The following is a 13,765-nucleotide window of genomic DNA, read 5'->3' as shown; positions in this document are numbered from 1 at the left end:
AAAGATCGCGCGTAACGGATCTCCCCCGTACGGGCGACAGCCGTCGCCGAGACGTCACCGTCCGCCGGGGTTGTCCGGAAGGCGTTCGCGCGCCGGCCCCGGGCGGTTCAGCCCAGGGTCGAGCGGGTGCGCCGGACGACGAACGGGCCGATCGCCAGCAGGTCCACCGGGGCGGAGCCGAAGCACTCCAACGCGTCCCGGGGGTCGTCCACCATCGGCCGCCCGGCGGTGTTCAGGCTGGTGTTCACCACGACGGGCAGGCCGGTCCGCCGCTCGAAGCACTCGAGCATCCGCGCGACCAGGGGCTCATCCGCCCTGTCGACGGTCTGGATGCGCGCCGTCCCGTCGACGTGGGTGACGGTGGGGATGCGCTCCTTCCACTCCTGGGCGACGTCGTGGACGAAGAGCATGTACCGCGAGGGGATCGGGCCGCGGCTGAAGATCTCCGCCGCCCGCTCGGCCAGCACCATGGGTGCCACCGGGCGGAACTGCTCGCGGCCCTTCACGTCGTTCATTCGCTCGAGGTTGGCCTCGTAGCCGGGGTGCGCGAGCAGGGAGCGGTGCCCGAGCGCGCGGGGGCCGTACTCGCTGCGGCCCTGGAACCAGGCGACGATGCCGTTGCCGGCCAGCACCTCGGCGACGGCGTCGGCGACGTCGCGCGGGCGCTCGTACTCGATCGCCGCCGTCCGCAGCACCTGCTCGATCTCCTCGTCCGACCACCCTCGGCCGAGGTCGGCACCGGGCATGGGCTCGGTCCGCTCGCCGAGGTCGCGGGCCACGTGCAGCGCGCCGCCCAGCGCGGTGCCCGAGTCGCCGGCGGCCGGCTGCACCCACACCTGCTCGAACGGGGTCTCGGCGAAGATGCGGGTGTTCGCCACGCAGTTGAGCGCCACGCCGCCGGCGAGGGTGAGGGTCCTGTCGCCGGTGCGCTCGTGCAGCCAGCGGGCGAGGTCGAGCAGCACCTCCTCGACGCGCTGCTGCACGCTGGCGGCGAGGTCGGCGTGGTCGGAGGTCCAGTCGTCGCCCTTGGTCAGCCGCGGCGCGTACTCCGAGAAGTCGATCTTCGGCGTCCGGAAGCCGCCGTCCTCGGTGGCGACGATGCGCTCGGAGAGCTCTCCGAGGAATCGCGGCTTGCCGTAGGAGGCCATCGCCATGACCTTGAACTCGTCGCTGCTGCGCAGGAAGCCGAGGTGGTCGGTGAGGTCCTCGTACAGCAGGCCGATGGAGTGGGGGAGCGCCTGGCCGGCCAGGATCTCCAGCCGGCCGTCGACGTAGCGGCCGGCGAGGTGGCTGTGCGCCTCGCCGCGGCCGTCGAGCACCAGGACGGAGTTGTCGGCGGTCGGGGCTCCCAGGCCGGCCGAGGCGGCGTGGGCGACGTGGTGCTTGACGAAGCGGACCTTCGCCGGGTCCAGGCCGGGCAGCACGTCGGCGAGGAACTGCGGCGCCTTCTCCGCGTACATCTTGCGCATGACGTCGCCGTCGTCGAAGAGCCCGGACTCCTCGGGCGTGCCCATCAGGGCGGGGTCGAAGGAGTAGGCGACGGCGTCGAGGTCCTCGGGGGAGATCCCGGCCTCGGCCAGGCACCAGGCGGCCGAGAGCTCGGGCAGCTCCCACGCGCTCCACGGCACCGGGCGCTTGCCGTGCTTGCGGCGGCTGAAGCGCTCCTCCTCCGCGGCGGCGACGATCTTCCCGTCGACGACGAGGGCCGCCGCCGGGTCGTGGTAGATCGCGTTGATGCCCAGGACCTTCACGGTGCTGCTCCTCCCGGCCGGACGGGGTGTCCTGGCGCTGTGGTGATCATCAGTGGGTTGTGCGGGCCGCGCAGGTCGAGGCTCAGCCCCGGGGGCGCAGCAGGTCGTGCTCGAGGACGGCGGCCAGGCCGAGCGTCTTGTAGCCCACCTCGTCGAACAGCACGGTGATCCGGTCGTCCTCGACGCGCATGACCACGCCGGCACCCCACTCGGTGTGCTCGACCGGCGTCTCGACCGGGAAGGGGGTGTGTGCCCGCGCCTCCACGGCCGCGGCGCGTTCCTCGGCCGTGCCGCTGCAGGTGTCGCTGTCGCAGTTGCCGCAGGGTTCGTCGAGCTGCTCGCCGAAGTAGCCCAGCAGGAACTGGCGTCGGCAGTCGGTCGTCTCGGCGTAGCCGCGCATCATCTCCACGCGGCTCTGGTCGACGCGTTCGTGGTGCTCCGCGAGCTCGCGGGCCGCCGCGGCGGCCTCACCGGGGGCCGGGGCGCCCGCGGCCGGGTGGGCGGCGCCGTCCTCGTCCAGGACGACGGCCGACACCTGCTCGAGCAGGTTGAGGTCGCGCGCCAGCGGCGTCGCGGCCCGGCCGGTCTCCTCGCGCAGGTCCTTGACGTCGACGCCGTCCTCGATGCCCGCGGCGGCCGCGGCCTGGACCAGGCCGGCGACCTGCTGCAGCTCCTCCTCCGCCGGGGCACCGGCGGCGAAGAAGCGCCGGATGCCGAGGTCCTCCTGCCGGTACACGAGGACGGCGAGGGCGGGCCGGCCGTCCCGCCCGGCACGGCCGATCTCCTGGTAGTAGCTGTCGACGGAGTCGGCGGGCTCGGCGTGGATGACGAAGCGGGTGTCGGGCTTGTCGATGCCCATGCCGAACGCGGTCGTGGCGACGACGACGTCCAGCTCGTCGTCCATCCAGGCCCGCTGGGTGTCCTCGCGGTCCCCCTTGTTCAGTCCGGCGTGGTAGTGGCGGGCCCGGAGCCCGCGCTCGACCAGCTCGCCGGCGATCTCCTCGGTGCCGCGCCGCGTCGCGCTGTAGACGATCCCGGGGCCACGGCCCTCGCCGATCTCGGTCAGGACGCGGTCGAGCACGCCCAGCTCCTTGCCCCGTGCGTCGGCGTGGTGGTCGACCTCCAGCCGGATCTCGGGTCGGTCGAAGCCGGCCACCACGACCTGCGCGTCCCGCATCTCCAGCCGCTCGACGATCTCCGCGCGCACCGGCGGCGCGGCGGTGGCGGTGAGCGCGAGCACCGTCGGGTGCCCGAGCTGCTCGATCACGCCCCCGAGGCGCAGGTAGTCGGGCCGGAAGTCGTGGCCCCAGGCGGAGACGCAGTGCGCCTCGTCGACGACGAACAGCGCCGGCTTCGCCTCCCCGATCGCCTCGACGACGTCGGGCCTGGCCAGCTGCTCCGGGGCGAGGAACACGAAGCGGACCGTTCCGTCCTGCAGCGACCGGAGCACCTCGCGGTGGTCGCCGGCGGACAGGGTGGAGTTCAGCTGGGCGGCGCGGCCGGCGCGGTCCTCGATCTCGGCCAGCCGGTCGACCTGGTCGCGCTGCAGGGCGATCAGCGGCGAGACGACGACGACCGGGCCGTCGAGCAGCTGCCCCGCGACCTGGTAGACCGCCGTCTTGCCGGCGCCGGACGGGAGCACGGCGAGGGTGTCGCGGCCCGAGACGACCGACTGCATGGCCGCCTCCTGGCCCGGCCGGAACTCCTCGAAGCCCAGGACGTCGCGGGCGAACTCGCGGATCCGGCGGGTGCGGACGGAAGCGGAGTTACCGGCGGGGTTGTCCGCGGGGGCAGCGGGAGGCACCGGCTCCCACTCCCCGTGCGGCGACCGCGGCAAACGGTGCCGGAACTCACCCGGCGTTCCCGCGGGAACGCGGGGTCAGCCCGGGGCCTGCTCACCCGCGGCCAGGCGCCGCACCAGATCGCGGTTGGCCATCAGGACGCCGATCGCGTACGCCATGTCCAGCCGGTCGTTGCGGGCCGGCCCCACCGGAGGACTCGTGGGCGCCCCCGCGGCCGAGAGGATCCGGTCCAGGCGCCGGCTCTCCCGGGCAGGGTCCACCGCTCGCGCGCGCCTGGCTCGGCCGGGACGCCGGGAGGACCGGCGTGGGCCATGGGGTGGACGTCTGCCGTGCACGGCGTCGCGTCCGGTCCCCCGGGTCGGCCGCCTGCCGATCGTCGTGTCGATCGGCTCGACGCCGGCGTAGGCGTCCTCCCCGCTCGTCGGATCGGGCGGAGGGCCGTCCAGGCCGACCGCGAAGGCCGCGTCGGCCCCACCCCACACCCGCCGTCCGTCGGGAGCGGTGACGACGAGCCGTCCGTCGCTCCGGCTCATCACGAGCTCGTGCTCGTGGACGAGGCCGTGGTCGACGTCGCAGAGGAGCACCATGCCCGCCACGTCGGTGCGCCCGCCGAAGATCCAGTGCCGCAGGTGGTGGGCGTGCAGGCGTTCGATGCGCGTCTCGGGGCAGCCGGGCCGGGCGCACCCGCCGTCCCGTCGCAGCAGGGCTCGCCGCTGGGCCTTCGTCGCGCGTCGGCGTCGTCGACCCATCGCCAGCGGTTCGCCGTCGCGCTCGAGCATCGCGACGACGGTCGCCTCGCACAGCAGCCGGCGTGCCTGCGCCCCGGTGATCGCGGGACCACCCTCGTAGTGCGCGCGGCCGGCGGCTGCGTCGTCGGCGAGGACGGCGGCGTCGACGTGGACCACGACCTCGCGCCGGGGCGGGTCGCCGGGGCGTCGCCCCTGCCCGGCGCCGGCCACCGTCAGTTCCGCGAGGGCGGTGATGCGGCGGGCGGCGGTGCGCTCGCGGACCCTCCGGACGGCGGTGTCGTCGGCGCAGCGCTCGGCCACCTCGGCGTCGACGGTGCCGCCCGCTGCCCTGATCGCCGCGTGCGTGCGCAGCGCCCGCTTCGCCTGGGCCCGTTCGCGGCGGGCGTCGCGCTCGGCACGGGCGTCGATCGCCGTCATCAACGCGGCTCCGGCGTCCGCGGGCATGCGAACCTTGAGAGTGAGGAAGCCGTCGTCGTCGTACCAGTGCTCGAAGGACTGGCCGTCGCCCTCGCGCCTGACGGTGCCGGTGTTCGCATCGTCGGCCCGCCGCCACTCGCGGCAGAAGCGCTCCGTCTGGGAGGCCGTGGCGTGCAGCGCGAACTCCACCAGGGCCTCCTCGCAGTCCGGAGCGGCGATCCGGGTCAGCGCGCGCACCTTCGAGTAGGACAGCCGACCGGCGGCGAAGGCGGCCTCGATGCGCGGCAGGCCGGCCAGCGACCGGGCCACGCGCACGTGCTCCCGGGCAGCTCCTGGGCCCATGGCGCACTGCCACGCGAGCCAGTGCGCGCACGACAGGATGCCCACGCCGTGCCACCCGCAGCGGGCGTCGAACTCCCTGACCAGCCGGAGCCAGGACGCCGTCGCCGCCGCCAGCCGGACCGCGCCGGAGGTGATCGCGAGTGCCAGTTCCTCGAGCGGGATGCCGCCGTCGTCATTCGAACCCATGTCCGGACGCTAGGCCGTGGCACTGACATTTCTGCAGGTCAACGGGCTGGGACGTTCCCGCGGAAACGTCCCAGCCGGCCTCAGCCGAGGTGCGTTCGCCGCGGTGCTACGTCCGCCCGCTCGGCGGCGGACCTGCCCGCGTACCAGCCACCGGCGTCGACCGACGAACGGCTCCGGCCGGAGCGGACCTTCGGGAACAGCTCGGCGACGGCCTTCTCGACCGCCTCCCGGCGTGACCGGAGCACCGGCCGGAGGTCGGGCCCGCGCTCGGCGACGACATCGGCCGTCGCCCGCTGGCGGGCGGCCTGCAGCCGTTCCCCGATCCGGTGCGCGTAGCCGAGCAGGAACGCGCGCCGGAACGCGCGCGACGCCGGGCGGCCGACGACCGCCCCCTCTGCGCCGGCGAGCCCCTGGGCCACCTGCAGCAGCAGGGAGGTGAACAGCAGCTCCACGGCGTCGAGGTCGGCGCCGCCCCCGACCAGGTTGGCGATGCCCAGCCCCTGGTACCAGACCAGACGGACGTCGTTGGCCTCGGAGACGGCGGCCAGCAACTGCATCTTCGCGCGCACGTAGGGCTCGGCGACGTGCACGCGCCGGGTGCCGACGGCGGCGCCTGCCGGGCGGCCGGGGGAGAGCAGCGCCGCATCCACCGCGTACCGCGTCATCAGCTCCTGGGCCTTCGCGGTCAGCGTCTCCGCCTCCTCCGCGAACTCGGACGACTCCGCCTTCGCCAGCAGACCGCGGATGCGCCGCAGCGCACGGTCGTCCTCCGCCTGGGCGGCAGTGCCGGACGGTGCCGGACGCGCAGCACCCCAGCGGGACGGCGGCGGTACCAGGACCTCCAGCCGCGCGGCGGTGCGCAGCAGCCCTGCGAGGAGCAGCACGATCCGCCACGACTCGATCGGCGGGCGCCGCCCCGTGCGCGTCCACGTGGCCACCACCTCGGCGTCGCCGTGCGCGAGGGCGTCGAGGTCCTGGAGCTGGTCGAGCCACGCCTGCGGAGCGCGCCGTGCCGCCCCCGACCGGCGGGCGTGCTCGGCGATCAGTGCCACGACCAGGGGCACCGAGGCGGCGGTCGCGTCCTTGCGGGCCGCGTGCGCGAGGTCGGCCGGCTGCCAGCCCCGTTCCCAGACCTCGTCGAGCGCCTCGAGCAGCATCCGCGTCACCAGCCCTCCGGGATCGGGCGGGACGCGGCGCGCAGCCAACGTCGCCGCCACCTCCTGGGCGACCCCGGCGTCGGCGAGCAGGCCGCCCCGGTCGTGCAGGAGCTCCGCCAGCCACGCGTCGTCGGTCACGGGGGGCATGCTGCCCGTCCCTGCCGACCGCGACCGGCGTGCCTGTGGACGGCGAGGGTTCGTCCACAGGCGCGGCTAGGGTTGGGCCGTGGCCGCCACCTACCGCATCGCCGAGGCGGCGGCGCTGCTCGGCGTCAGCGACGACACGGTGCGGCGCTGGATCGAGGGCGGCCGGCTGCCCGCGCACCGCGACGGGGGCGGCCCTGCCGTGGTGGACGGCGCGGACCTCGCCCGGGTCGCCACCCAGCTGCGCGAGGCGCCCGAGCCCGGCACCACGCCGTCGTCGGCGCGCAACCGGCTCGCCGGCATCGTCACCCGCGTGGTCCGCGACACCGTCATGGCGCAGGTGGAGATCCAGGCCGGCCCGTTCCGGCTGGTCTCGCTGATGTCCCGCGAGGCGGCGGACGAGCTGGGCCTCGAGGTCGGCGTGCGGGCAGTCGCGACCGTGAAGGCCACGCAGGTCAGCGTCGACGTCCCCTAGGGCGCTTGCGCAGAAGCGGGTTGATGTGCCCTACTTCCTCCGCACCTGCGGATCGGAGGACGGGATGAGGCTGCGTGCCCTGCTCGGGCTGCCGCTCGCGGTGGCCCTCCTCGTCGCCGGGTGCGGGAGCTCGGCCGACGCCCCTGCCGAGGGCGGCGGCCCGTCGTCGGGCGAGAGCGGCCTGACGGGGACCCTCACCGTCTTCGCCGCCGCCTCCCTGACCGACGTGTTCACGGGCCTGGGCGACCAGCTGATGCGGGAGAACCCGCAGCTGGAGGTGCGGTTCAACTTCGCCGGCAGCTCGGCGCTGGCCACGCAGCTCACGCAGGGCGCTCCGGCGGACGTCTTCGCCAGCGCCAACGAGTCGCAGATGGCGGTCGTCACCGACGCGGGGCTGGCGGCGGACGACCCGACCACGTTCACGGAGAACGTCCTCGAGATCGCCGTCCCGGCCGGCAACCCGGGGGGCGTCACGGGGCTCGACGACTTCGCCGACCCGGACCTCGCGCTGGCGGTGTGCGCGGCCGCGGTGCCCTGCGGTGCTGCCGCGGCGCAGGTGTTCGAGGCGGCCGGCATCACGCCGGTCCCCGACACCGAGGAGGAGGACGTCCGGGCGGCGCTCACCAAGGTGCAGCTCGGCGAGGTGGACGCCGCCCTGGTCTACGCCTCCGACGTGCGCAGCGCCGGCGACGACGTCGAGGGGATCCCCTTCCCCGAGGCGGAGGAGGCCGTGAACGAGTACCCGGTGTGCGTCCTCGCCGACGCCCCGAACCCCGCGGCCGCCCGGGCCTTCGCCGACCTCGTCCTCTCCGCGGACGGGCAGGCGGCACTCGAGGCAGCCGGGTTCCGGGCACCTCCCGCGTGAGGCGCCGTTCGGGAACGGGCATCCCGGCGCCCCTGCTGGTCCCCGCCGCGCTGGCGGTCGCGTTCCTGGTCCTCCCGCTGGTCGGCCTGCTGGTCCGCGCGCCGTGGTCGGCGATCGGCCCCGCGCTGGCCCGCCCCGAGGTCGGCCAGGCCCTCCGGCTCTCGCTGGTCTCCGCGACGCTCGCCACGCTGGTGTCGCTGGTGCTCGGCGTCCCGCTCGCCTGGGTGCTGGCCCGGTCCCGCATCCGCGGCCGCAGCGTGCTGCGTGCGCTGGTCACCGTGCCGCTGGTGCTCCCCCCGGTGGTGGGCGGGGTCGCGCTGTTCCTCGTGCTCGGCCGGCAGGGCATCGTCGGCAGCTGGCTCGACGACGCCTTCGGCATCACGATCCCGTTCACGACCGCCGCCGTCGTCATCGCCGAGACCTTCGTGGCGATGCCGTTCCTCGTGGTCAGCGTCGAGGGCGCGCTCAGGGCGGCGGACGCCCGCTTCGAGGACGTCGCCGCCACCCTCGGTGCCGGCCGGTGGACGACGTTCCGCCGGGTCACCCTGCCGATGGTGGCCCCCGGGGTCGCCGCCGGGGCGGTGCTCTGCTGGGCGCGGGCACTGGGGGAGTTCGGGGCCACGATCACCTTCGCCGGCAACTTCCCCGGGACGACGCAGACGATGCCGCTGGCGGTCTACCTCGCGCTGCAGAGCGAGCCCGAGGCGGCGATCGTGCTCTCCCTCGTCCTCCTCGCGGTCTCGCTGGCCACGCTGCTGCTCCTGCGGGACCGCTGGCTCGGCCGGGCGGGCAGGGCGCTGTGACCCTGGAGGCGGAGGTCGTGGTGCAGCGCGGGACGCTCGCGGTGGCGGCCGGCTTCGCCGTCGGCAGCGGAGAGGTCCTGGCGCTGCTCGGCCCCAACGGTGCCGGGAAGTCCACGCTCGTGCGCGTGCTGGCCGGTCTGCTCCGGCCCGACGCCGGCAGGGTCGCCGTCGACGGGGTCGTGTGGGACGACGGGGCCACCCACGTGCCGGCGCACCAGCGGTCGCTGGGGATGGTCTTCCAGGACGCCCTCCTGTTCCCGCACCTGTCGGTCGGCGACAACGTCTCCTTCGGGCTGCGCACCCGCGGGGTCGGCCGGCAGGCCAGGCGATCGACCGCGGAGGAGTGGCTGGCACGGGTCGGGCTGGACGGCCTGGGGGAGACCCGGCCGGCAGAGCTGTCCGGCGGTCAGGCGCAGCGGGCCGCGCTCGCCCGGGCGCTGGCCGTCGACCCCGCCGTCCTGCTGCTGGACGAGCCGCTGTCCGCCCTCGACGCCCGCACCCGGCTCGTGGTGCGGGCCGAGCTGCGGCGGCACCTCGCCGAGTTCGCCGGCAGCACCGTGCTGGTCACGCACGACCCGGTCGACGCGATGGCGCTGGCCGACCGCGTCGTCGTCGTCGAGGAGGGCCGGATCGCCCAGGCCGGCACTCCGGACGAGGTCAGCCGCCGGCCGCGCACCGACTACGTGGCGCGCCTCGTCGGGCTCTCCCTGCTGGCCGGGACGGCGGAGGGGCGCACGGTCCGGCTCGACGGCGGCGGAGCGGTCGCCGTCGCGGACGAGGCATCGGGCCCGGTGTTCGCCGCCGTGCGGCCGGAGTCGGTGGCGCTGTACCCGGCCCGGCCCGAGGGCAGCCCGCGCAACGTCTGGCGGGTCCGGCTGGTGGGGGCCACACCGCACGGGGCCACGGTGCGCTGCGAGCTGGCGGGCGAGGTCTCCCTGGTCGCCGACGTCACCGCCACCTCCTTCGCCGAGCTGGGGCTCGCCCCCGGCGCCGAGGTCTGGGCGACGGTGAAGGCCTCCGAGGTCGCCGTCTACCAGCGCTGAGAGGGTGGGGGCATGACCACTGCCGCCGTCGTCCTGGCCGCCGGGGGCGGCCGTCGCTACGGGATGCCCAAGGCGCTGGTCGAGTACGACGGCAGCCTGCTGGTCGAACGCGCGGTGCGGACGGCGCGGGCGGCCTGCGACGTCGTCCTCGTCGTGCTCGGCGCGCAGGCGGTCGACGTCTGGCGGGCCGCCGACCTCGGCGGCGCCACCGTCCTGGCGAACGCGGACTGGGAGACCGGCATGGCGTCCTCGCTCCGGACCGGGCTGGACGGGCTGCGCGGCTTCCCGGGAACGGTGGACGCCGCGCTGATCACCCTCGTCGACATGCCCGGCATGACGCCCGAGGCATTGCGCGCGGTCGCCGCCCACGCCGCGCCGGACGCGCTGGCGGTGGCCACGTACGACGGCGTCCGCAGCCACCCGGTGCTGATCGGCCGCGACCACTGGGCGGGCGTTATCCGGACGGCCACCGGCGACGAGGGCGCCCGCCGGTACCTGGCCGCCCACGACGTCACCGAGGTCGACTGCACCGGCCTCGCCGATCCGACCGACCTCGACGTGCCGCCGCCCGGGGTACCTTCGGCGCCGTGACCGCCGGGCACCAGATCGCCAGAGTCGTCGACGAGCCGCTGTCCGTCGCCGAGCACGAGGACGCCGTCGCCGACAAGGCCGCCGGCGCCGTCGTCTCGTTCGCGGGCGTGGTCCGCGACCACGACGGGGGCCGGTCGGTGACCGAGCTCGAGTACGTCGGCCACCCCACGGCGGCCGAGGTCATCGCGCAGCTGGCGCACGAGTTCGCCGCGCGCCCCGACGTGCACGCCGTCGCCGTCTCCCACCGGATCGGCCTGCTCGGCATCGGCGACATCGCGCTGGCCTGCGCCGTCAGCGCCTCCCACCGCGGTGAGGCCTTCGCCGCCTGCGCCGAGCTCGTCGACGAGGTGAAGAAGCGGCTGCCGATCTGGAAGCGGCAGGTCTTCACCGACGGCGAGGAGGAATGGGTCGCCTGCCCCTAGGGCCGGTCAGCCGGCGAAGGCCCGCACCGGCCGTCCCCGCACACCGACGTCGGCCCTGAACACCGCACCGGCGAGCGGGTCGTCGCCCGGCGACATCCCCTGGCGCGAGGTCGTGACGTACAGCTGGTCCAGGCCGGGGCCGCCCAGCGTGCACGCAGTCGTCTGCGGCGTGGGGACCTCGACGACGGCGTCCAGCCGGCCCGAGCTGTCGTACCGGTGCACCGCGCCGGCGCCGTGGAGCGCCACCCAGACCCCGCCGTCGGCGTCCACGGTGAGCCCGTCGGGGTTGCCGTCGTCGCCGAAGGTCACGAACGGCCGGCGACCGGTCAGCCCGGCGTCCCGGTCGTAGTCCAGGACGTCGATGCGGTGGGTGGCGGTGTCGGCGAAGTACGCCAGGGAGCCGTCGGGGCTCCACTCCAGCCCGTTCGACACGGTGAGGTCGCCGAACACCCGGCGCACGGTGCCGTCGGGGTCCAGCCGGTGCATCGCCGCCGCGCCGGGCGTCTGGTCGTAGGCCATCGAGCCGCACCAGAGGCGGCCGTCGGGGTCGCAGCCGCCCTCGTTCATGCGGACGCCCGGGTCGGTCCACACCGGGTCGAGGGTCGTCACCGCTCCGTCGGCGTCCTGCAGCGCGAACCCGCGCTCGACCGCGATCACCGCACCGCCGCCCGCGCGGGGGCGGACCACCGCCGCGACGTCGCCGACGTGGACCCGGCGGACGGTGCCGTCCGCCGCCAGGGTGAGGACGTCCCCGGCCAGCATGTCGACGCAGCGCAGCCCGCTGCCGTCGGGCCACCAGACGGGTCCTTCGCCGTGGAACGCGACCGCGTCGGTCACCTGCTCAGCGCGCACCCGTCGATCTGACCGCACCGGCGCGCCGGGCGCCAGGCGCCGTCAACCCTCCGGCAGCGCGGGCGGTTCGAGGCCGGCGGCCATGAGCGTGCTCAGCAGCCGGGCGGCCGCCTCGACCACCCGCAGGTCGCGCGCCGCGCTGCGCGGCTTGGCGCGAAACGCCACTCCGCAGAGCGTGCCGAACAGGGTGCCGTCGGCCCGGACCAGCGGGACGCCCACGTACGCGGCGACGTCGCGCAGCGCGCCGGTGGTCTGCGACGCGTAGGCGGGCACGGCGGCGGTGACCGTCGCCAGCCGGGGCGCGTTGCCCTCGATCATCTGGCGGCAGAAGCTCTTCTCCCAGGGCAGCTCGATGCCCGAGCGGACCGCGCCCGGGGGATGGGCGAGGAGCACCACCTGCCGGTCCTCGACGACCTGGGTGACCATCCAGACGTCCCAGCCCACGTGCTGGGCGAGGAAGCGCAGCGATCCCTCGGCGGCCGCGCACCAGTCCGGCCACGGCGCGACATCCGCGAACGGCTCCGGAACCATGTCGGCACGTTATTCCGGTCGGGAGCGGGAGACAATGCAGGTCAGCGCGCTCCGGCCAGCCCGTCGTCGTCCCGGCGGTGCCCGGCCTCGTGCTCGGCGCGCTCGAGCTCCTCCTCCTCGGCCTCGGCCTCGAGGACGTGCGCCTCGCCGGCGACCGTGGCGGCGGCGTCGCCGTGCGACTCCCCGTAGACCTGCTCCGCCCGGCCCAGCAGTTCCTCTGCCTTGGCCTTGGCCTTGTCGAAGATGCTCATGAGCCCATCCTCCCGCACTCAGCCACCCGCGAACGGGGGCAGCACGTCCACCACCGCTCCGGGTGACAGCACCAACGACCGGTCACGGGCGCTGGTTCCGTCGACGAGGAACGAGCAGGCGGTGAGCACCCGCTCCAGCCGCTCCCCGTGGTCGCCGACGATCTGGCCCACCAGCTCGTCGAGGCTGGCCGCCTCGCGGGTCTCGGTGTCGACGCCGGCGGCGGCCCGCGCCCCGGCGAAGTAGCGGACGGTGACCACGCCTACCCCCCGATGGCCGACATCGGCCGGGCCGGCTGCAGGAAGCTCGGGTCGTCGATGCCGTGGCCCGGCAGCTTGCCGAGGGTGGCGATCCGCCAGCGGTCGGCGATCTCCTCGTCGGTCGCGCCGTCGCGCATCGGCGTGCGCAGGTCGGACTCCTCGCGGGCGAACAGGCAGTTGCGCACCTGGCCGTCGGCGGTCAGCCGGGTGCGGTCGCAGCTGCCGCAGAACGACCGGGTCACCGAGGCGATGACGCCGACGGTCGCCGGGCCCCCGTCGACCAGCCAGCGCTCGGCCGGGGCCGACCCGCGCGCCTCGGTGTCCGGCGTGAGCGCGTGCGCGGCCGAGAGCCGCTCGAGGATGTCCTCGGCCGTGACCATCTCGCCCCGTGTCCAGGCGTGGTGGGCGTCCAGCGGCATCTGCTCGATGAACCGCAGCTGGTAGCCGCGCTCCAGGCAGAAGTCCAGCAGCGGGACGGCGTCCTCCTCGTTCATCCCGCGCAGCAGGACGGCGTTGACCTTCACCGGCGTCAGCCCCGCGGCCTGCGCGGCGGCGAGCCCGGCGACCACGTCCTCGAATCGGTCGCGGTGGGTCAGCTGCTTGAAGCGGGCGCGGTCGACGGTGTCGAGGCTGACGTTGATCCGGTCCAGCCCCGCCTCGGCCAGCGCCGGGGCGACCCGCGCCAGGCCGATGGCGTTGGTCGTCAGGCTGACCTCGGGCCGGGGCTCGAGCGCCGTGGCGCCGGCCACGATGCCGACCAGGCCGGGCCGCAGCAGCGGCTCGCCGCCGGTGAACCGGACCTCGGTGATGCCGAGCTGCTCCACGCCGATGCGCACCAGCCGGACGACCTCGTCGTCGGTGAGCACCTCGACCTTGGGCAGCCAGTCGAGCCCCTCCGGTGGCATGCAGTAGGTGCAGCGGAGGTTGCAGCGGTCGGTCAGCGAGACGCGGAGGTCGGTGGCGACGCGGCCGTGCCGGTCGACCAGGCCGCCGCTCCCCAGGGCGGGTGCGTCCGCGGGGCGCACCCAGGGGTCGGGCAGCGAGCTGCTGGTCATGAGCCGAATGTAGTAGCGGCGGCCGACAAATGGGGCGGGGAAGTCCGAGGTCCGCGGCTAGGCTCACGCCG

Annotated in this window: 15 protein-coding genes; 6 read left to right on the top strand and 9 right to left on the bottom strand. The window is 75.2% G+C overall.

Annotation, left to right across the window (positions count from 1 at the left end; genetic code table 11):
- Positions 1 to 107: 107 nt before the first annotated feature.
- From DCS98_RS13880 to DCS98_RS13865, 4 genes are all read right to left on the bottom strand, one after another.
- Positions 108 to 1,751: a carbamoyltransferase family protein gene (locus DCS98_RS13880; protein ID WP_116451981.1), complete on the bottom strand. Its 1,644-nt coding sequence runs from the start codon at positions 1,749 to 1,751 to the stop codon at positions 108 to 110.
- Positions 1,752 to 1,833: 82 nt separating this feature from the next.
- Positions 1,834 to 3,555, bottom strand: coding sequence for a RecQ family ATP-dependent DNA helicase (locus DCS98_RS13875; protein WP_116451980.1), 1,722 nt, complete (start codon positions 3,553 to 3,555; stop codon positions 1,834 to 1,836).
- Positions 3,556 to 3,630: 75 nt separating this feature from the next.
- Positions 3,631 to 5,247: an HNH endonuclease signature motif containing protein gene (locus tag DCS98_RS13870; RefSeq protein ID WP_116451979.1), complete on the bottom strand. Its 1,617-nt coding sequence runs from the start codon at positions 5,245 to 5,247 to the stop codon at positions 3,631 to 3,633.
- 80 nt (positions 5,248 to 5,327) lie between these two features.
- Complete coding sequence (locus tag DCS98_RS13865) at positions 5,328 to 6,542, bottom strand: DUF2786 domain-containing protein (RefSeq protein WP_164704567.1); 1,215 nt, start codon at positions 6,540 to 6,542, stop codon at positions 5,328 to 5,330.
- Between the two features lie 88 nt (positions 6,543 to 6,630).
- On the opposite strand from DCS98_RS13865, the gene DCS98_RS13860 reads away from it, so the two are divergent.
- The 6 genes from DCS98_RS13860 to DCS98_RS13835 all read left to right on the top strand — a co-directional run bounded on the left by DCS98_RS13860 (position 6,631) and on the right by DCS98_RS13835 (position 10,747).
- Positions 6,631 to 7,023 (top strand): TOBE domain-containing protein, encoded by a 393-nt coding sequence (locus DCS98_RS13860; RefSeq protein WP_116451977.1) that lies wholly within the window; start codon positions 6,631 to 6,633, stop codon positions 7,021 to 7,023.
- A gap of 64 nt (positions 7,024 to 7,087) precedes the next feature.
- Positions 7,088 to 7,888 (top strand): molybdate ABC transporter substrate-binding protein, encoded by an 801-nt coding sequence (gene modA, locus DCS98_RS13855; protein ID WP_116452246.1) that lies wholly within the window; start codon positions 7,088 to 7,090, stop codon positions 7,886 to 7,888.
- The gene (locus DCS98_RS13850) at positions 7,885 to 8,691 is read left to right on the top strand and encodes an ABC transporter permease (RefSeq protein WP_164704566.1); all 807 of its coding nucleotides are present in this window, start codon (positions 7,885 to 7,887) and stop codon (positions 8,689 to 8,691) included. Before modA ends, DCS98_RS13850 begins: the two co-directional genes overlap by 4 nt.
- Complete coding sequence (locus DCS98_RS13845; protein ID WP_116451975.1) at positions 8,688 to 9,734, top strand: ABC transporter ATP-binding protein; 1,047 nt, start codon at positions 8,688 to 8,690, stop codon at positions 9,732 to 9,734. Before DCS98_RS13850 ends, DCS98_RS13845 begins: the two co-directional genes overlap by 4 nt.
- Before the next feature lie 12 nt (positions 9,735 to 9,746).
- A complete protein-coding gene (locus DCS98_RS13840; RefSeq protein ID WP_116451974.1) occupies positions 9,747 to 10,325 on the top strand; it encodes a nucleotidyltransferase family protein in 579 nt (192 codons plus the stop codon).
- Positions 10,322 to 10,747, top strand: a complete 426-nt coding sequence (locus tag DCS98_RS13835; protein ID WP_241037977.1) for a molybdenum cofactor biosynthesis protein MoaE — start codon at positions 10,322 to 10,324, stop codon at positions 10,745 to 10,747. Before DCS98_RS13840 ends, DCS98_RS13835 begins: the two co-directional genes overlap by 4 nt.
- A gap of 6 nt (positions 10,748 to 10,753) precedes the next feature.
- Here the strand turns inward: DCS98_RS13835 and DCS98_RS13830 are convergent, their stop codons facing one another.
- From DCS98_RS13830 to moaA, 5 genes are read right to left on the bottom strand one after another with little or no spacing between them, the layout of a single operon-like run.
- Positions 10,754 to 11,599 carry an SMP-30/gluconolactonase/LRE family protein gene (locus DCS98_RS13830; RefSeq protein WP_116451973.1) on the bottom strand — a complete coding sequence of 282 codons (846 nt, stop codon included), beginning with the start codon at positions 11,597 to 11,599 and terminating at the stop codon, positions 10,754 to 10,756.
- A gap of 42 nt (positions 11,600 to 11,641) precedes the next feature.
- Positions 11,642 to 12,130, bottom strand: coding sequence for a GAF domain-containing protein (locus tag DCS98_RS13825; protein ID WP_116451972.1), 489 nt, complete (start codon positions 12,128 to 12,130; stop codon positions 11,642 to 11,644).
- Between the two features lie 41 nt (positions 12,131 to 12,171).
- Positions 12,172 to 12,381 carry a hypothetical protein gene (locus DCS98_RS13820; RefSeq protein WP_116451971.1) on the bottom strand — a complete coding sequence of 70 codons (210 nt, stop codon included), beginning with the start codon at positions 12,379 to 12,381 and terminating at the stop codon, positions 12,172 to 12,174.
- A gap of 18 nt (positions 12,382 to 12,399) precedes the next feature.
- Entirely contained in the window at positions 12,400 to 12,639 is a 240-nt protein-coding gene (locus tag DCS98_RS13815; protein WP_116451970.1) for a MoaD/ThiS family protein, read from the bottom strand.
- Positions 12,640 to 12,641: 2 nt separating this feature from the next.
- Positions 12,642 to 13,694 (bottom strand): GTP 3',8-cyclase MoaA, encoded by a 1,053-nt coding sequence (moaA, locus tag DCS98_RS13810; protein ID WP_206340265.1) that lies wholly within the window; start codon positions 13,692 to 13,694, stop codon positions 12,642 to 12,644.
- Between the last annotated feature and the right edge of the window lie 71 nt (positions 13,695 to 13,765).

The organism is Blastococcus litoris (genome assembly GCF_003075095.1).
In the GTDB taxonomy this organism is placed as follows: domain Bacteria; phylum Actinomycetota; class Actinomycetes; order Mycobacteriales; family Geodermatophilaceae; genus Blastococcus_B; species Blastococcus_B litoris.
The sequence above is the reverse complement of the archived record's forward strand: the minus strand, read 5'-3'. Positions and strand labels throughout refer to the sequence as shown.

Excerpts from the sequence above, each read along its gene's own strand:
- DCS98_RS13840 (WP_116451974.1), top strand. The coding sequence starts at position 9,747 with ATGACCACTGCCGCCGTCGTCCTGGCCGCCGGGGGCGGCCGTCGCTAC.
- DCS98_RS13870 (WP_116451979.1), bottom strand. The coding sequence starts at position 5,247 with ATGGGTTCGAATGACGACGGCGGCATCCCGCTCGAGGAACTGGCACTC.
- DCS98_RS13820 (WP_116451971.1), bottom strand. The coding sequence starts at position 12,381 with ATGAGCATCTTCGACAAGGCCAAGGCCAAGGCAGAGGAACTGCTGGGC.
- moaA (WP_206340265.1), bottom strand. The coding sequence starts at position 13,694 with ATGACCAGCAGCTCGCTGCCCGACCCCTGGGTGCGCCCCGCGGACGCA.
- modA (WP_116452246.1), top strand. The coding sequence starts at position 7,088 with ATGAGGCTGCGTGCCCTGCTCGGGCTGCCGCTCGCGGTGGCCCTCCTC.
- DCS98_RS13825 (WP_116451972.1), bottom strand. The coding sequence starts at position 12,130 with ATGGTTCCGGAGCCGTTCGCGGATGTCGCGCCGTGGCCGGACTGGTGC.